Annotated in this window: 12 protein-coding genes; 10 read left to right on the plus strand and 2 right to left on the minus strand. The window is 45.8% G+C overall.

The features are described from left to right. From J3998_RS10585 to J3998_RS10600, 4 genes are all read left to right on the plus strand, one after another. Positions 1 to 927, plus strand: a complete 927-nt coding sequence (locus tag J3998_RS10585) for a tyrosine recombinase XerC (protein WP_208150633.1) — start codon at positions 1 to 3, stop codon at positions 925 to 927. Between the two features lie 126 nt (positions 928 to 1053). Next, positions 1054 to 1596 carry an ATP-dependent protease subunit HslV gene (gene hslV, locus J3998_RS10590; RefSeq protein ID WP_208150634.1) on the plus strand — a complete coding sequence of 181 codons (543 nt, stop codon included), beginning with the start codon at positions 1054 to 1056 and terminating at the stop codon, positions 1594 to 1596. Between the two features lie 23 nt (positions 1597 to 1619). Beyond that, entirely contained in the window at positions 1620 to 2216 is a 597-nt protein-coding gene (locus J3998_RS10595) for a YqhA family protein (RefSeq protein ID WP_243750715.1), read from the plus strand. Positions 2217 to 2379: 163 nt separating this feature from the next. Next, complete coding sequence (locus tag J3998_RS10600) at positions 2380 to 3498, plus strand: hypothetical protein (protein ID WP_208150635.1); 1119 nt, start codon at positions 2380 to 2382, stop codon at positions 3496 to 3498. A 74-nt stretch (positions 3499 to 3572) separates the two neighbouring features. On the opposite strand, the gene J3998_RS10605 is transcribed toward J3998_RS10600, so the two are convergent. Together J3998_RS10605 and J3998_RS10610 are read right to left on the minus strand one after the other, a co-directional pair. Then, the gene (locus J3998_RS10605; protein WP_208150636.1) at positions 3573 to 4844 is read right to left on the minus strand and encodes a 3-deoxy-D-manno-octulosonic acid transferase; all 1272 of its coding nucleotides are present in this window, start codon (positions 4842 to 4844) and stop codon (positions 3573 to 3575) included. A 13-nt stretch (positions 4845 to 4857) separates the two neighbouring features. Further along, positions 4858 to 5802, minus strand: coding sequence for a KpsF/GutQ family sugar-phosphate isomerase (locus J3998_RS10610; protein ID WP_208150637.1), 945 nt, complete (start codon positions 5800 to 5802; stop codon positions 4858 to 4860). Positions 5803 to 6410: 608 nt separating this feature from the next. Between J3998_RS10610 and glgC the strand changes: the two genes are divergently transcribed. The 6 genes from glgC (at position 6411) to J3998_RS10640 (ending at position 17639) form a co-directional block, all read left to right on the plus strand. After that, positions 6411 to 7679: a glucose-1-phosphate adenylyltransferase gene (glgC, locus tag J3998_RS10615; RefSeq protein ID WP_208150638.1), complete on the plus strand. Its 1269-nt coding sequence runs from the start codon at positions 6411 to 6413 to the stop codon at positions 7677 to 7679. Positions 7680 to 7787: 108 nt separating this feature from the next. Next, on the plus strand, positions 7788 to 9521 hold the full coding sequence (locus tag J3998_RS10620) for a glycoside hydrolase family 57 protein (protein WP_208150639.1): 1734 nt from the start codon (positions 7788 to 7790) through the stop codon (positions 9519 to 9521). A gap of 67 nt (positions 9522 to 9588) precedes the next feature. Continuing rightward, positions 9589 to 11046 (plus strand): 4-alpha-glucanotransferase, encoded by a 1458-nt coding sequence (malQ, locus tag J3998_RS10625; protein WP_208150640.1) that lies wholly within the window; start codon positions 9589 to 9591, stop codon positions 11044 to 11046. A 9-nt stretch (positions 11047 to 11055) separates the two neighbouring features. Beyond that, positions 11056 to 13311 carry a 1,4-alpha-glucan branching protein GlgB gene (gene glgB, locus J3998_RS10630; RefSeq protein WP_208150641.1) on the plus strand — a complete coding sequence of 752 codons (2256 nt, stop codon included), beginning with the start codon at positions 11056 to 11058 and terminating at the stop codon, positions 13309 to 13311. Between the two features lie 303 nt (positions 13312 to 13614). Beyond that, on the plus strand, positions 13615 to 15129 hold the full coding sequence (gene glgA / locus J3998_RS10635) for a glycogen synthase GlgA (RefSeq protein ID WP_208150642.1): 1515 nt from the start codon (positions 13615 to 13617) through the stop codon (positions 15127 to 15129). Positions 15130 to 15131: 2 nt separating this feature from the next. Continuing rightward, positions 15132 to 17639 (plus strand): glycogen/starch/alpha-glucan phosphorylase, encoded by a 2508-nt coding sequence (locus tag J3998_RS10640; RefSeq protein ID WP_208150643.1) that lies wholly within the window; start codon positions 15132 to 15134, stop codon positions 17637 to 17639. Positions 17640 to 17762: the final 123 nt, after the last annotated feature.

A 17762-nucleotide genomic window follows, 5' to 3' on the forward strand; every position in this document is an offset into this window, starting at 1 on the left:
ATGACAATCGAGGACGCATTACTGCAAAAGTTCGCGGATGCGATGCGCGCCAGAAATCGTTCTGCCCACACCATCAAAAATTATCTGGCAGATCTGCAAGATTTCACTGAATATCTTCTGCATCTGGATGCATCGAAAATTCGCAAAGGTCAGGTCAATTGGTTGTCGATTGATGCCGAATTGATTCAAGAGTACATGAGCGTGCGCTACCAGCACGGCTTAAGCGCGCGTTCGATTGCTCGTAAGCTTTCCAGTCTGCGTGGCTTCTTTAATTTCCTACTGGAAAGAAAAGTTTTGCAGCTGAATCCGGCGAGCGGCCTAAAAGCGCCAAAACTTCCGAAGCCATTACCGAAAAGTCTGGATGTCGATTTGACCGCGCAGTTACTCGATCAACCGCAATACACTTGGCAAGACGTGCGTGACCAAGCGATTTTCGAGTTGTTGTATTCTGCCGGTTTACGTGTCAGCGAATGTGCAGGGTTGGATCTGTCCCCAGGGCTGGATAATATCAACAGTGGTTGGGTGCATGTTTTGGGTAAAGGAGCCAAAGAACGTTTGGCTCCGATTGGATCTAAATCTTTGCAAGCCTTAAATACGTGGCTGAAGATCCGTTCCGAGTATGCACTTCAAGGTGAACAAGCGGTATTTGTCAATCGTTTCGGCAAACGCTTGAGTGTGCGTTCCATTCAAAATCGTCTCGATAAGCGTGCTAATGAAGCCGGTCTGCCGACTAAGATGTCGCCACACCGTTTACGGCATGCTTGCGCGACGCATGTTCTGGAATCCAGTGGCGATTTGCGCGCCGTGCAAGAGATGCTCGGACATGAAAATCTGTCGACCACGCAGATTTATACCAAACTTGATATGCAACATCTGGCGAAGGTTTATGACTCAGCCCATCCGCGCGCGAAAAAACGCCGCTCGTAAATTCTCCGCCAATGGCTTGATTCGTTTATTCTGCTAATTTCCTTTAGAATAGGCGCAGTTTTTACAGTAAAGACGCAAAAAATAATAATGACAACAACACAACAAAATACAGAAAAGGGAGAGCAGATGTCCTTCAGAGGTACTACGATTTTATGCGCTAAACGCGAAGGCGAAATGGTAATCGGCGGTGACGGTCAGGTGACTTTAGGTCATGTCGTAATGAAGGGCAATGCGCGTAAGGTTCGCCGTCTGTATAACGGTAAAGTACTGGCGGGGTTTGCCGGCGCAACCGCCGATGCTTTCACGCTATTCGAGCGTTTTGAAGCGCGTCTGCAAACGCATAACGGTCAGCTAATGCGAGCTGCGGTGGAAATGGCGAAAGACTGGCGAACCGACCGTGCGTTACGTAAGCTGGAAGCGATGATGTTGGTTGCCGACCAAGATAATATGTTGCTGATTTCCGGTACCGGTGATGTTATTGAGCCGCAAGACGACTTTATCGCCATTGGTTCTGGCGGCAACTATGCTTATTCAGCCGCGGCAGCACTGATGGCGAACACCGATTTAAGCGCGCGCGATGTAGTTGAAAAATCTCTAACCATCGCCGGTGATCTTTGTATTTATACCAACCATAATCTAACCATCGAAAGCTTGAAAGCGGACGATTAACGTACTGATTGTAGGAGACGCAGATGGATGAGTCAGTAAAACAAAATCAAGCAGATGCTCAAGCACAAGCCTCAGAAGAAATGGTCTGTATGCCTAAGCATCGAGGGGTGATTGAGCGTTCCGTCGAGTTTACTCTGTGGAATAGCCGTTTTGTGGTGATGGTGGCAGTGGTCGCTAGTTTATTGACTGCGTTTGCGATTTTTTACACCACCTCGATTGATGTCTTCTACACCATTGCCCACTTGACTCATTATCATGAATTAGATGATGCCGGGCGTATGGAAATGAAGGCGCAGACGGTGGCACACGTGGTCGCGTCGGTAGATGGTTTTTTGTTGGGAGCGATTATGTTGATCTTCTCGCTCGGTTTGTATGAACTGTTTATCTCCAAGATTGATGTGGCACAGGGCAATGGCACCAGCAAAATTCTGATTATCAATTCGTTGGATGATTTGAAAGACAAACTTGCTAAAGTGATTCTGATGATTTTGGTGGTTATGTTTTTCGAACAAGCGATTTTCTTGAAGCCGACCGGTCCTTTAGAGCTTCTTTATTACGCCTTGGCAATTATGCTAGTGGCCTTGGCACTGTTCCTTTCGCACAAAGCCTACAAGCATTAGTCACTGAGTCAACCTCAACAAAGAAAGCCCGTCCGGAAAATTTTCTCGATGGGCTTTTTTTACGCCTTAATGAAATTGTCATCTTTTCGTTATCAAGCTGTTACAACAGCTCGCTAGGATTGCGGCATATTTTTTTATGCGCATTAGCTATGAGGTTTTAACGATGCAATTTTCGAAAGTGGTTCTAGGTTCGGCACTTGCTGCCGCTGTTCTATCTGGTTGTCAGGTTGTTGATCCAGATTCTAAAAAAGTGATTAAGAGCAATGACATCACGGTAGTCGATCCGGATAGCAAAGAAGTGATTGTTGGTAGCAAGAAAGCCATCAAGCAGATCTTTGAAGTAGACCACGATGGTCGTATGTACCAGTTTTATGATTTCGCGACTTATCAGTCCTTCTTGGATGTGGGTGAAACCGCTTACCGTTTGACGCGTATCGGTGGTGGTCCAAAGGGTGAAACCCTAGTATTTGGTCTAGCGAAAGCAGATAAGAAGAAAGGTGCTAAAACGCCTGCGGCAATGCTTTGGGATGGCAAGGTAGAAGCGAGTAAAGATTTCTACGGTGAGATTCGTAAGCACGGCCGAATCTATGTATTCAACAATAAGGCAGATATGGATGCGGTGCGCCAAGTGGGCGAACCTTCTTACATGTTTACCGAAATTGGTGGTGGTCCGAAAGGTGAAACGGTTGTTTATGTGCTAAACAAGAGCAATAAGAAAAAACGTCCGGATGCGCTAATCGCTAAGTTCAAAACACTTAATCCAGTCGTACAAATGGCAGTAGCAGAGCCGGTTGCTGAAGCAGCACCAGAAGTTGCAGAGCCTGTGATTGTTAAAACCACGGAAATTTTTGATGTAATTCATGATGGTCGCTACTACAGCTTCTACGACTATGCGACTTACCAGTCATTCCTAAGCGTAGGTGAAACCGCTTATCGTTTGACTCGTATCGGCGGTGGTCCAAAGGGTGAAACTTTGGTATTCGGTCTAGCGAAAGCAGATAAGAAGAAAGGTGACAATACGCCGGCAGCATTGTTGTGGGACGGTAAATCAGAAGTAGAAGGTAATTTCTACGCTGAACTAAGAAAGCATGGTCGTATCTATGTGTTTAACAAGAAAGCTGATTTAGATGCTGTTCGCCAAGTAGGTGAGCCATCTTATATGTATACGCAAATCGGTGCCGGTGCGAACGGCGAAACTTTGGTGTTTGTGCTAAACAAAGACAATAAAAAGAAAAAGCCGGTTGAACTAATGGAAAAATACCAAGCGGTTAACGCTAAGTAATTTTCGATTCCAAGTTTGGATGCTGGAAAGCCGCGGGTGAGTTAATCGCCTGCGGTTTTTTTGGTTTTAAGATTCTATAAAAACGGTTTTAAATCATCTAAAAGCCGTTGCAGGGCACCGCTGTGTTGTTGAAAGGCGTGAAAACCTTGTTCAGCTTGCTTGCTACGCAGAACCTCATCGTCGGCCAACTGCTGTAAGTGCTCCCCGAGTTGTTCTGCTGAATCGACGATAAGCACACCGTTTTCGTTAGCCATTGCATCATACAGCGCTTGTAAGTTGTGATGCCACTTTCCAGAAATGACTGCGGTTTTGACGGCAGCAGGCTCAAGAATATTGTGACCGCCGAAAGGCACTAAACTGCCTCCGACAAAAGCGACATCGGAGATTTCAAACCAGAGCATCATTTCACCAACTGTATCGGCCAGATAGACTTGCGTGTCTTCTTCGATGGGTTTTCCGCTAGAGCGAGTTATATAGTGAATGCCTTGTGTTTGTAATTGCTTTTCGACCTCGTGAAAGCGATCCGCTTGGCGTGGCACTAAAATTAATAGGCTCGGCTGTTGCAGTTGTGCATGGGCGGCCTGCATTAATTCTTCTTCGCCCTCATGCGTGCTTGCTGCTACCCAGATAAATTTTTCTGAAACTTGTGGGTTTGCTTGTTTCCACTGCTTGGCTTGTTGCGGTATGTCGGATGGAATTTCTAGGTCGAACTTCAAATTGCCGTGCAGTTTGAGTTTGTCGGCTTTCACGCCGAGTTCGAGGAAGTGATGCAAGTCTGCCGGAAACTGGCAGCCAATCCATTGAAAGTTATTCAGCGTATCCTTGAGCCAGTCACCGCCCCATTTTTGATAAGACTGCATTGAACTCTGCTTAAGTCGGGCATTAATCATCATTAACGGCACTTGCTGTTTGGCGCAAGCGTTAATTAGATTCGGCCAGATTTCGGTCTCTACCACCAGCATTAATTTTGGTTGTAATGCGCTAAGGAAGGCATTGACGGCAAACGGGTAATCTAAAGCTAAGAAATGATGCTCAACTCCCTCTGGTAAGGTTCCGGCAAGTTGCTTGGCGCCGCGAACCGAGCCGTTGGTGACGGTAATTGGCCGTTGTGGATACTGTTTTTGCAGAGCGGAAATCAGGGGTAATATGGAGCGGGTTTCACCAAGCGAAACGGCATGAATAACGATGCCGTTTTGTTGTTGCGGATGAATGTGGCCGAATTTCTCGTTAAAGCAATCCGGCAGTTGCGGGTTTTGTTGTTTGGCTTGTTTGCACTTGCGCCAACTAATAACGCTTACCAAGGGTAATGCTAGATGAATAAGTGTTTGGTAGACGAGTCGGCGCATCTTTAGGCAAGCGTTAGTTTACGTCGTAAATTTGAATAATGCCGACAATCTGCTCTGCTTCTACAACCAATAGCGCAGTGATTTTTAGTTCGTTCATTAATTCTTCCGCTTCACTTAAGCGGGCTTCGGCAGAGATTGTTTTCGGCGCTGGGCTCATAATTTCTGCTGCGGTTTTGTTCATTAGGTTAGCGGCGTCTTGCTCCATATGACGGCGCAAGTCGCCATCAGTGATAATGCCAGCGCCATTCTCGACCACGCACAATCCAAGACGGCCGACGCTAATGCTATGGATGACTTCTTTCATCGGCGCATCTTTACTAACCATCGGCACGCTTTCGCTCATTTCATGTTTGACGCGAGTCAACAGTTTGCGGCCTAAACTTCCTCCTGGATGAAAGCGAGCAAATTGGTGCGGCTGGAAATTTCTGGCTTCCATCAGAGCAACGGCTAGGGCATCACCCATTGCCAAGGTTGCGGTGGTTGAGGAGGTCGGTGCCAATTGGTGCGGACAGGCTTCTTGCGGTACGTCGATATTTAAATGATAGTCAGCGTTAGTGGCAAGGGTTGATTGTGGACGGCCGGTCATTGAAATCAGGATATTGCCATTGTCTTTCAGGAACGGCAATAAGCGAATCACTTCTTCGGTTTCGCCGGAATTCGACAAAGCCAAGAAGACATCGTCCGGTGCAACCATACCTAAATCGCCGTGGAAAGCTTCGCCGGGATGCATAAAGAAACACGGCGTGCCGGTACTGGCGAAGGTCGCCATGATTTTCTTGCCAATTAGGCCGGATTTCCCCATTCCGCAAATTACCACTCGACCTTTGGTTTGTAGTATGGCTTCCACTGCTTGGCTAAAGTCGTTATCTAGTTGATTGCTTAGATTGGCAATGGCTTCTGCTTCGATTTCAAAAACGCGCTTTGCGGCTTGTAGATATTGCTTGTTTAGGTCGGTCATTTATCATCCTTGATCTAAGCGGAAAATAGCCAAATTGGTGCGGCAAATTATAACGTGAATTTCAGGATTATGCTGAAAAGCCGGTGTTTGGATTAGAGGCTTATTTGGGGGCATTCTGTTTGCGAATTGATAAAAAATTTGCGTACTGTCAATTTCGTAGTCATTCATCAATATTCATTACATAAATAATAGAGATTTTAGCAAGGGCTTTGCTATTCTAGAGCTTCTCGCCGATAAAAAATCGGTCGATGTGTTCTTCATAAAAACTTAAAAAATTTTGCGATGAAAAGCACAAATAATGAACTTGGTTTATTTTTTGCAATGGTATTTCAATAAGCGCGTTGTATCCGCTTCAATTGCCCCAAAAGCATCTGCTGCCATTTCTGAAAACGAATCGATTTATTACAGTAGGTTGCCTTTTTAAGGCTAAGTTATTGATTTTAAAAAGAGTTGTTTTGAAGGTTTAAAAATTAACGAAATTGACTCTTTTTGGTGCAAGGCACCAGTTTAAAGCGGGTGAGAAAATTCCCGCCGTTAGCGAATAGACAATTTTAGCTTGATAGCTCTGCTGTCGGAGGAGACAGCACAACCGAAGAGGATGCATAAGAATGAAATATTACACTGAGACCAAAAGCAGTTCGGATTTAACCCGTAAGACCTTGGCTTTGGTATTAGCCGGTGGTGAAGGTAGCCGGTTGAAGGAACTGACTCGTTGGCGGGCTAAGCCGGCGGTGCCTTTTGGCGGTAAATATCGCATTATTGACTTTGTGCTCTCTAACTGTGTTAACTCCGGTATTCGCAAGATTGGTGTGCTTACGCAATATAAGTCACACTCGTTGATTCGTCATATTCAACGTGCGTGGAGCTTTATGCGTTACGAGGTTGGTGAGTTTGTCGAATTACTTCCTGCACAACAGCGTATCGATAAAGATTGGTATAAAGGCACGGCAGACGCTCTGTACCAAAACTTGGATATTATGCGTCGTCACTCGCCGGAGTACGTGATGGTGTTGGGCGGAGACCATATTTATTCGATGGATTACAGCAAAATGCTGTTGGATCACGCTAACTCGGGTGCGGACGTCACTATCGGCTGTATTGAGGTGCCGCGTGAAGAGGCTAAAGGTTTTGGTGTTATGTCGGTCGATGAACAGCTGCGTATTACCAAATTCACCGAAAAACCGGCTAATCCAGAACCTATGCCGGGTAAAGCGGATATGGCATTGGCTTCAATGGGGATTTACATTTTCTCCACCGAATTTTTATATCAGAAGTTAATTGAAGACAGTGATAATCCTGACTCAAGTCGCGATTTCGGCAAGGATATTATTCCTTCGGTGATTGATGATCAATATGTTCGTGCCTATCCGTTCGTCGATCATAATGAAGATCCTTTGTACTGGCGTGATGTGGGAACCGTTGAATCTTTTTGGAAAGCAAATCTTGATCTTTGTTCGGTTGAACCGGAACTGAATTTATATAACCGTGATTGGCCTATTTGGACTTATCAAGCGCAGTACCCGCCAGCAAAATTTGTTTTTGATGATGAAGGTCGCCGTGGTGAGGCAATCGATTCACTGGTTTCTGGAGGTTGCATTATTTCCGGTGCGCGAATTAAACGTTCGGTTATCTCTACCGGTTGTCAGATTCACAGTTTTAATTTGATTAAAGATTCGGTGTTACTTCCGCGAGTAGAAGTAGGGCGTAATTGCCGTATTCAGAATGCAGTCATTGATAAAGGCACAATCATTCCGCCGAATACGATTATCGGCGAAGATCCTGTAGCTGATGCGGAACGTTTCTATGTCGAACCGTCGTCTGGAATTGTACTAGTGACGCCTGATATGTTCGGGCAGCGATTGCACGTTGTTCGTTAGTTTTAAGTAAGGAAATACGGAATAAGTTTTAAATGGCTTGAGTCTTAGAAAGATTTCGTTGGAGTTAATTTAGACTTGTTTCCGTGTTTCTCTAATTGAGGTAAGAGTATGCAGCATCAACCCGATTTGGAAAATAAGTTAAAAGTTGTCCTTTGTTGGCATATGCACCAGCCGCATTATCGTGATGGCGAAGATGGTGTTTATCAACTGCCGTGGGTATATCTGCATGCACTTAAAGACTATACCGATATGGTGTGGCACTTGGAAAAAGAACCGAATGCCAAAGCAGTCGTCAATTTTGCGCCGGTGTTACTTGAACAATTGGATGAGTACCAACAGCAGATTCATCAATGGTTAAGTGACGGCACGGTCATGTCAGATCCGTTACTGAATTGGGTATCCGGTGCGGAGTCGATTCCTGATGATATTGAAGAACGTGTAAAGATTGCCGAAGCTTGTCAGAAAGCCAATGCTGCAACCATTATTAATATTTTTCCGGCGTTTCGCGAAATGGTTGACCTGTTAAACGACAGTAAACTGTTGGATGATCATAGTCACACTTTAATGGGCTACCTGACGGAACAATTTTTTGTCGACCTTTTAGTTTGGTATCACTTGGCATGGATGGGCATTAGCTTACGCCAAGATGATTCTCGCATTCAAACCTTGATGTCGAAAAAACGGGCTTTTGATGAAGAAGATCGCCGTCTATTGATGTTGATTATTGCTGAAGCGGTCGGCGGTATTATTCCTCGCTACAAGGCTTTGCAGGATAGCGGTCAGATTGAGATTTCAATGACACCTTACGGCCATCCAATCGTGCCGTTATTATTGGACTTTCAAAGTTTGCATGAGGCGATGCCGCACGCGCCTATGCCGTCTTATGATCAGTATCCGGGCGGTTTAGAACGTGCTCATTGGCATATGAAAAAAGGCATTCAGGTTACTGAGCATTATTTTGGTAAAAAGCCGAAAGGTGTTTGGTTGTCTGAAGGTGCAGTTAGTGATGCGGCAATCGATTTTCTGGATCAATACGATATTGCTTGGAGCGCGTCCGGAGAAGGTGTTTGGCGTCATTCCTGTGAAAAGTCACATATCGATCAACATGATTTGAACAGCAAGCGAGCTTTGTACCGCCCAATGCGTCCGACAGGGAATAAATGTTCGCTTTTTTTCCGTGATGACGGCTTATCTGATTTAATCGGTTTTCAGTACAAAGACTGGCGTGCCGAAGATGCGGTTAACGATTTTGCGAATCACTTGACTAATATTGCCAATTTCGTCTGTAAAGATGGCGAACAGCATGTCGTCAGTGTGATTTTGGATGGCGAAAATGCTTGGGAATATTATCCGGATAATGCCTACCATTTTTTGATGGCGCTGTATTCCAAGTTGAGCGATCATCCGCGTGTCGAACTGTCGACTTTTTCGGAAGTGTTGCAACAAGGTGTTAAACCACGAGATTTACCCTCAATTCAAGCGGGTAGCTGGGTGTATGGTTCCTTCTCAACTTGGATGGGCGAACCAGATAAAAACAAAGGTTGGGATTTGTTGGTTGAAGCAAAACAGGCTTACGACAAGAAGGTTGCTGATGGTGATATGACTGCGGTGCAGCAGAAACAGGCAACCGAGCAGTTAGCAATTTGTGAGGGGTCAGACTGGTTCTGGTGGTTTGGCGGCTATAACCCTTCGGACAGTGTGCGTGATTTCGATCATCTGTATCGCTCGCACCTGCGCAAACTGTATCAGCTGTTATCGCTGGAGTCGCCAAGCAGCTTGGATCAGCCAATTTCATTTGGTGGTGGCGAAATGGAAAATTCAGGAACCATGCGGCGCAACTAAATGTCATCCTTGTTCCCGCCGGCAAGGGTCGGCGGTGACTCAAAACCAACGGCAAAGAGGACGGGTAATGAAACAGGAAACGGAGAGGGGTATCCCTTCTGTAGAATCTAAGAAACCTAGCGCAGCACGACAAGCGGGCGTTTTATTGCATATCACCTCTTTACCAAACGAAGAAGGTAAACTCGGGTGTTTGGATAAAAATGCTTGGCGTTTCCTTGACTGGCTGCAGCAGTCCAGTTTGAGTATCTGGCAAACATTGCCCTTAAATCACACTCATGTCGACCTTTCTCCTTATTCGGCTATGTCTGCTTTTGCATTGAATCCAGCCTTTTTACCAGACGATTGGCAAAGTTATCTGACCGAGCCGCGCTGGCAAAGTTTCACAGGACATGAACCGCACTGGCTGCATGATTATGCGATGTTTGTGGTGATTCGCGAGCAGTATCAAGGAAGGAGCTGGTTGGATTGGCCGCAGCCGTTGAAATATCGCGAACCGGAAGCTTTGGATAAATTTTATCGAACTCATCAGGCTGAAGTTGATTTGTTAAAACAGCAACAGTGTGTACTGGATTATCTATGGCAGAAACTTAAGTGTGATGCTAATCAGCGCGGCATTCAGCTGTTTGGCGATATGCCGATATTTGTGGCTTTAGATAGCGCCGATGTTTGGTCGAATGCCGAACAGTTTTTATTGGATGAGAATCTGCTGCCGGAAGTGGTTGCCGGTGTACCGCCCGATTATTTTTCGGAAACCGGACAGCGCTGGGGTAATCCGCATTACGATTGGGAGAAGATGCAGCAGCTAGGCTTTAGTTGGTGGCAGGAGCGTATTGAGCATGCTCTTGAGCAGTTTGATTTGCTACGAATCGATCATTTTCGTGGTTTGCAGGCTTGTTGGCATATCAATGCTGAAGAAGAGACCGCGATAAATGGCACTTGGCAAGAAGTACCGGGTGACAAGCTGTTGCAAACGTTACAGGAAGAATTTCCTGATTTACCGTTGATTGCTGAAGATTTGGGGGTGATTACCCCAGAAGTGGTTGCTTTAAAAGAAGCTTTTGATTTGCCGGGTATGTCGGTGTTGCAATTCGGTTTTAATGGCCTGCCGGATAATCCGCATGCTCTGGAAGAACAGATTGAAAACTCGGTCGCTTACACCGGCACGCATGACAATGATACTTCGGTTGGCTGGTTTACCGATTTGGATGAAGATGCCAAAGCGTGGATTTGGGAACAGTTGATAAAACGCACTGAGTCGCTCTTACAGAAAGCAGAGTTGCCGCGGGAAATGCCGTGGCCTTTGATTGCGGCAGCGATGCAATCGGTGGCACAGCGTGTGGTCGTGCCGATGCAGGACTTTCTGATGCTTGATTCAGAACACCGGATGAATGTACCAGGTGTAGCAGAAGGCAATTGGCGGTGGCAGATGGAATGGTCGCAAATATCGGAAGACCTGCCGCCAAAGATACAACAATTATTGACGCTGACCGAACGCTCTGTGGCGTTTGGTAATAAGCAAAGCTAAGGAACAGATATGGTAGATACCGCTAAAGGTACGAATAAAAAAGATACTTCTTTTGATGCGCTGAAAAGTCTAGAAGAGCCGATTGGTCGCTTGGCGCACGGTAAGCACCATGACCCATTTGAGTTTCTAGGCATTCATGAGTGTCCGTTAGACATTAGCGGTCAGCGGACTGATTGGATGATTCGCGAGTGGCTGCCGACGGCGGAAAAAGCGCGAGTTAAATTGAGCAATGGCGACTATATCGAATTGCAACGTTATCCGGATAGTGACCTTTTTTATGCAACCTTAACGGAAATTTCATACCAGAACTTACCGCAGCACTATAGTGTGAGTTGGTGCGAGGGAAATGGCCTCTGGCATGAACTTATTTCGCCTTATAGTTTTCTGCCGATTATTGGTGAATTGGATTTGCATCTGTTTTCTGAAGGCCGTCATTGGCACCTATATGAAATATTGGGTGCTCATCAGCAAGAAGTGGACGGCGTCAGCGGCGTGCGTTTTGCGGTCTGGGCTCCGGCGGCGGAACGCGTGTCAGTTGTCGGTGACTTCAACGGTTGGCATGGTCTACGTCATCCGATGCGAGTGATTGGCGGTTCCGGTGTGTGGGAAATCTTTATTCCTGGTTTAAGCCAGAACGACCTGTATAAATTTGAAATCCGCCATCGCGATAGTGGCAATGTGGTGGTCAAAACCGACCCTTACGCGCAAGCGATGGAAATGCGTCCGGCGAATGCTTGTAAAGTCTATCAATCTAGCTATGAGTGGCAAGATCAAGCGTGGTTGCAGCAGCGCGAACATTTCTCGTGGCAGGAAGCTCCGATTAATGTTTATGAAGTGCATCTTGGTTCGTGGCAAAGAGACGATGCAGGTAATTTTTTGAATTACCGTGAAATCGCCCATCGCTTGGTCGGTTACGTGCAGTGGATGGGCTACACCCATATCGAATTGTTGCCGGTTTCTGAGCACCCGTTGGATCAATCGTGGGGTTATCAGACCACGGGCTATTTTGCGCCGACAAGCCGTTTCGGGACACCGGATGATTTCCGTTATTTTGTTGATTACTGTCACCGTCACGGTATCGGAGTGTTCTTGGATTGGGTTCCGGCGCATTTTCCTAAAGACAGTTTTGCCTTGGGGCGATTCGACGGCTCGGCGCTGTATGAACATGAAGACCCGCGTTTGGGCGAGCATCAAGATTGGGGAACTTATATCTTCAATTTCGGGCGCAATGAGGTGCGTAATTTCCTAATCGCCAATGCGCTGTATTGGGTCAAAGAACTGCATATCGATGGACTGCGTGTTGATGCGGTGGCATCGATGTTATATCTGAACTATTCGCGCGAGGATGGTCAGTGGGTACCGAATAAGCACGGTGGCTGTGAAAACTTGGAAGCGATTGAATTCTTGCAGACCTTGAACTACGAAATCCATTCGCAAGCGCCAGGGGTAATGATGATGGCGGAGGAGTCGACGTCATGGCCGATGGTATCGCGCCCGACGTGGATGGGCGGGTTAGGTTTTTCAATGAAATGGAATATGGGCTGGATGAACGATACCCTGTCGTATATGGAAAAAGAGCCCGTCTTCCGTTCTTATCACCATAATGAACTGACCTTCAGCCAGATGTACGCATACACCGAAAACTTTATTTTGCCGTTGTCGCATGATGAAGTGGTGCATATGAAGAATTCATTGATTGGCAAAATGCCAGGCGATGATTGGCAGAAAGCGGCTAATTTACGATTGTTGCTTGGCTATCAGATGTTGAATCCGGGTAAAAAATTGCTGTTTATGGGCAGTGAATTTGCCCAATGGACTGAATGGAATGAGTCGCAATCTTTACCTTGGGAACTTTGTGATGTATCACTGAATCGTGGCGTGCAATTATATAGTCGTGAGTTGAATCATCTTTACAAACAGAACAGCGCTTTGCATCAGCGTGATTTTAATAGTGAAGGTTTCGAGTGGATTGATTGTCACGATTATCAGCAATCGATTTTGAGTTTTATGCGTCACAGCAACGAGCAAACCATTCTCTGTATCTTTAACTTTACGCCTGTGGTTCGTGAAAATTATCGAATTGGTGTGCCGCAAGCCGGTACTTATCGGGAGATGCTTAATTCTGATGCCGAGTGTTTCGGTGGCAGTAATGCAGGTAATGGCGGCGAGTTGTATGCGCAAGATGGTGGTTGGATGAATCAAGGTTTTCATCTGGATTTAACCTTGCCGCCATTAGGCGTTTTAGTATTGGTTAAACAAGATTAGGGCTTGTTGGAAATTCATATTTGATTCTGTTGTCGCTTAAAAATTCGACAATCAAGGCATTCTGAGCGCAGTTTGGTTATTCCAAATAAGGGATGAGTAACGCAGAGTGTCGGATTTTTAAGCACAACCCAAAGGGCCATTGCCATTTTCACGCCAACTGTGTTGAAAATGCGTTCAAATAGAATGACTATTTCACACGATTTCCGCCTTGTTGGACGCAAAAATGGCAGTGGCAGAACCTAATTATGAATTTTCAACAGACCCTAAAAGCGATAACAGAATAATCATTGGTAAAGAATCTTTATGAAAATTTTATATGCTACTTCAGAGGCGCATCCTTTAATTAAAACCGGCGGTTTAGCTGATGTCAGTGGTAGTTTGCCAAATGCTTTGAAGCTGTTAAAGAACCATGTAAGGCTGGTACTTCCGGCTTATCACGATGTAATGATTAAGCTACCGAAAAAGTCTTTCCGTAAGGTCGCTGATTTGCAAGTGAGTGGTTGCGGGCAGGTGTATGAGGTACGGATTTTGCAATTGAAGGCCGGCGCCTTCGAGGGCTTGGATGTGCCGGTTTGGTTAGTGGATATTCCTGCTTTGTTTGGTCGATCAGGTAACCCTTATCTGGCGGAAGATGGAACTGACTGGTGGGATAACGGCGAACGCTTTGGTGTTTTCTCGAAGGTGATTACTGAATTAGCGATGGATCGAGCCGGTTTGAATTGGCAACCGGATGTGGTGCATTTGAACGATTGGCAAACCGGTCTGGCAACGGCCTTAATTAGTTTGGAGGCACCGCGTCCGAAAACGGTTTTTACTATTCATAATATGGCCTATCCAGGCAATTTTCCGCAGCAGCTTTTTGATGGATTGGGTTTGCCGCATTATTTGTGGTCGATGCAAGGTGTGGAGTTTTGGGGACATTTCTCGATGCTGAAGGCGGGGGTCGCGTTTGCCGATTGGGTGACTACGGTCAGCCCGACCTATGCGAAACAGATTTGCACTTATGAATTTGCTTACGGCTTTGAAGGTGTTTTGCAAGAGCGAGCCGCTGAAGAGCGCTTAGTCGGTATTTTGAATGGCATTGACCATAATACTTGGAACCCGGAGAGCGATAAGCTGATTCCACATAACTATTCGGCAGATAAGGGACGGGTGTCGGCCAAACGCAAAAATAAGATCGCGTTGTTAAAAGCCTTCTGTCGTATGCATACCGAGAAGAGTCTACCAAAAGAAGACTGTTTTGATCAGTGGTTGGAAAAACCGCTGATTGGTTTTGTCGGTCGTTTGGTGCCGCAAAAAGGCGTTGATTTGGTGATGGAAGTGTTGCCGGATATTTTAGAAAACAGCGAAGCCAATATCGCCTTTGTCGGGTCAGGAGACAGAAATATTGAAGAGGCAATTTGCGAGCTAGCCAGAATTTATCCGCAGCGAGTGTGGTGTCATATTGGATACTCTGAAGAGTTGGCGCATCTGGTTGAAGCCGGTTCGGACATGTTTCTGATGCCGTCGCGCTTTGAGCCTTGCGGTTTAAATCAAATGTACAGTCTGGCGTACGGCACGCCACCGATTGTGAATAATACCGGCGGGTTGGCGGATACAGTCGTCAATGCCACCGAAGAAAATCTTAAAGCGGGCACGGCAACCGGGTTTGTGTTTTATGACATGTCAAAACACGCCCTTTTATCGACGATCATGCACGCCCTGTTCCTTTTCAGCAAAAAACGCCAATGGCAGAAGCTGCAAAAAAATGGCATGCAACAGGTTTTTGATTGGAAGAACAGCGCTAAGGCGTATCAATCCCTCTATAAGGAGTCATAGTGATGCCATCGCAAACCGGAGCGAATCGTATCGGAGTAGTCAGTAAAAAGCTGCAAAATATCGGTATGGATCAGGAAGCCATCGAAGCGGATTTTCTTAAGTATCTGTGCCACACTCTGGGGCGGGAAATCAGCTCGGAAGACTATTATCTTTTTCGAGCACTTTCCTATACCACTCGTGATCGCTTGATGACGCATTGGAAGCGTACTTGGACCGCCTATAATCAAGGTAAGTTGAAGAAAGCCTATTACCTATCGATGGAATTCTTGATTGGGCGCTCGCTCACCAATAATCTACTGAATCTTGGTATTGAAGATGAGACCAAACAAGCGTTATATGCTTTAGGTTTGGATTTAGAGCAGATTGAAGAGAGCGAGCGTGATGCCGGATTAGGCAATGGTGGGTTGGGTCGTTTGGCCGCTTGTTTTATGGATAGTTGTGCAACCTTGCAGCTACCGGTTATGGGCTACGGACTTCGTTACGAGTATGGAATGTTCCGCCAGCAAATTCAGAATGGTTATCAGGTTGAAGAGCCGGATCACTGGCTTGGTTTTGGCCCTTATCCATGGGAAGTGCAGCGCGGCGAATACACGCAAGTAGTCAAGTTTGGCGGTCAATCGCGCCAATATGTCGATCCGGTTGATGGCCATTTGATTGCTCACTGGGAGCATGCTGAAGTGGTGTTGGCTGTCCCTTACGATGTGCCGATTCCAGGTTATAAGAATGGTACTGTGAATACTTTACGTCTCTGGTGGGCGATGGCTAAAGAAGGTTTTGACTTGTCAGAGTTTAATGCCGGCTCTTATCATCAGGCGGTATCGGAAAAGTCGCAGGCAGAAAATATTACTCGTGTACTTTATCCAAATGATAGCAGCGAGAATGGTAAGGAATTGCGCCTAAAACAGCAGTACTTCTTAGTGTCTGCTTCGTTACAGGATGTGGTTCAGCAGTGGAGTGATAGACATAGTAGTTTTGATGATTTTGCTGAGTACAACGCCTTTCAGTTAAATGATACCCATCCTAGTTTGGCGGTTGCGGAATTAATGCGTTTATTGGTAGATAAAGAGGGGTTAGATTGGGATAAAGCGTGGCAAATCACTACCCAGACCATGGCTTATACCAACCATACTTTATTGCCGGAAGCCTTGGAAAAGTGGCCGAAGGATTTATTCTTGCGTTTATTGCCTCGTCCTCTGGAAATTATTTATGAAATTAATCGTCGTTTTCTGACTGAAGTGGCAATGCGTTGGCCGGCAGATACCGAACGACAACGCCGTATGTCGATTGTCGATGAGCATGACAATATCTGTATGGCGTATTTGGCAATTGTTGGCAGTCATTCGGTGAATGGTGTCGCGGAGTTGCATTCGACTTTGCTGAAGGATGGTCTGTTTAATGATTTCTATCAGCTTTGGCCGGAGAAGTTCAATAATAAAACCAATGGTGTTACTCAGCGTCGCTGGCTGGCCGGCTGTAATCCAGAATTACGCGCATTACTAAAACAGCAAATTGGTGAAGAGTGGATTACCCGCTTGACTGATTTAAAGCAGATTGAACCATTAGCGGACAATCAAGACTTTCGTGAGCAGTGGTATCAGGTTAAGCAGCATAATAAAAAGCGTTTAGCAGATTTAGTTTTACATGAAACCGGTGTGATATTGCCGCTGAATTCGATGTTTGATGTGCAGGTGAAACGTATTCACGAATACAAGCGTCAACTATTGAATGTTTTGCATGTGATTCATCTGTACTCTCGTATTAAGCGTGGTGATGCCGATAACTGGACCAACCGAGCCGTATTGTTTGGCGGTAAGGCTGCCCCGGGTTATGCGATGGCCAAACAGATCATCAAGCTTATCAATAACGTTGCGCAGGTAGTAAACAATGACCCGCAAGTCGGTGATCGGCTTAAAGTCGTTTTTATTCCTAATTATCGGGTCTCGGCAATGGAAGTTATTTGTCCGGGAACGGATTTGTCGGAACAGATTTCTACTGCCGGTAAAGAAGCATCTGGAACCGGAAATATGAAGTTTATGATGAACGGTGCTTTGACTATCGGTACGCTAGATGGGGCTAATGTTGAGATTCTTGATGCAGTCGGTAAAGATAATTTCTTTTTATTTGGTTTGAAAACGCCGGAAGTTGAAGAGCTACGTCAGCATTACAACCCGCAAAGTTATATCGATCAGAGTTATGATTTACAAGCGGTGATGGGACTATTGAATTCCGGGCATTTTAATCAGTTTGAGCCGGGAATTTTTGACGAGATTATCCATTCTATTCAATCGCCGAATGATCCTTGGATGACTTTAGCTGACTTCCAAAGTTATGTTGAGGTGCAGGCGCAAGCAGCACAGGCTTATCAAAATCGCGATGATTGGGTTCGTAAAAGCATTATCAATACCGCTCGTAGCGGCATCTTTTCAACGGATCGAACCATGGCGCAATATAACGAAGATATCTGGAAGCTGAAACCGATTGAATTGGATGGTGTCGAGATCCAGTGTTAATCACAACAACGTTAAAGTAAGTATCTAAGGAAACGCAGAATAAGTCCCCATTGACTTCAGCGAGGTGTTTGAAGCAGTCAATTCTAGGCAGGTTTCGCAAAGCATAGCCATCGCTATGGTTAA

This window comes from Thiomicrorhabdus marina, from assembly GCF_017571465.1.
Lineage (GTDB): Bacteria > Pseudomonadota > Gammaproteobacteria > Thiomicrospirales > Thiomicrospiraceae > Thiomicrorhabdus > Thiomicrorhabdus marina.

What these genes read in the sequence shown, in the direction of transcription:
- J3998_RS10600 (WP_208150635.1), top strand. Translation starts at nt 2,380, where the DNA reads ATGCAATTTTCGAAAGTGGTTCTAGGTTCGGCACTTGCTGCCGCTGTT.
- glgC (WP_208150638.1), top strand. Translation starts at nt 6,411, where the DNA reads ATGAAATATTACACTGAGACCAAAAGCAGTTCGGATTTAACCCGTAAG.
- J3998_RS10610 (WP_208150637.1), bottom strand. Translation starts at nt 5,802, where the DNA reads ATGACCGACCTAAACAAGCAATATCTACAAGCCGCAAAGCGCGTTTTT.
- glgB (WP_208150641.1), top strand. Translation starts at nt 11,056, where the DNA reads ATGGTAGATACCGCTAAAGGTACGAATAAAAAAGATACTTCTTTTGAT.
- J3998_RS10605 (WP_208150636.1), bottom strand. Translation starts at nt 4,844, where the DNA reads ATGCGCCGACTCGTCTACCAAACACTTATTCATCTAGCATTACCCTTG.
- J3998_RS10620 (WP_208150639.1), top strand. Translation starts at nt 7,788, where the DNA reads ATGCAGCATCAACCCGATTTGGAAAATAAGTTAAAAGTTGTCCTTTGT.
- malQ (WP_208150640.1), top strand. Translation starts at nt 9,589, where the DNA reads ATGAAACAGGAAACGGAGAGGGGTATCCCTTCTGTAGAATCTAAGAAA.
- J3998_RS10585 (WP_208150633.1), top strand. Translation starts at nt 1, where the DNA reads ATGACAATCGAGGACGCATTACTGCAAAAGTTCGCGGATGCGATGCGC.
- glgA (WP_208150642.1), top strand. Translation starts at nt 13,615, where the DNA reads ATGAAAATTTTATATGCTACTTCAGAGGCGCATCCTTTAATTAAAACC.
- J3998_RS10595 (WP_243750715.1), top strand. Translation starts at nt 1,620, where the DNA reads ATGGATGAGTCAGTAAAACAAAATCAAGCAGATGCTCAAGCACAAGCC.
- J3998_RS10640 (WP_208150643.1), top strand. Translation starts at nt 15,132, where the DNA reads ATGCCATCGCAAACCGGAGCGAATCGTATCGGAGTAGTCAGTAAAAAG.
- hslV (WP_208150634.1), top strand. Translation starts at nt 1,054, where the DNA reads ATGTCCTTCAGAGGTACTACGATTTTATGCGCTAAACGCGAAGGCGAA.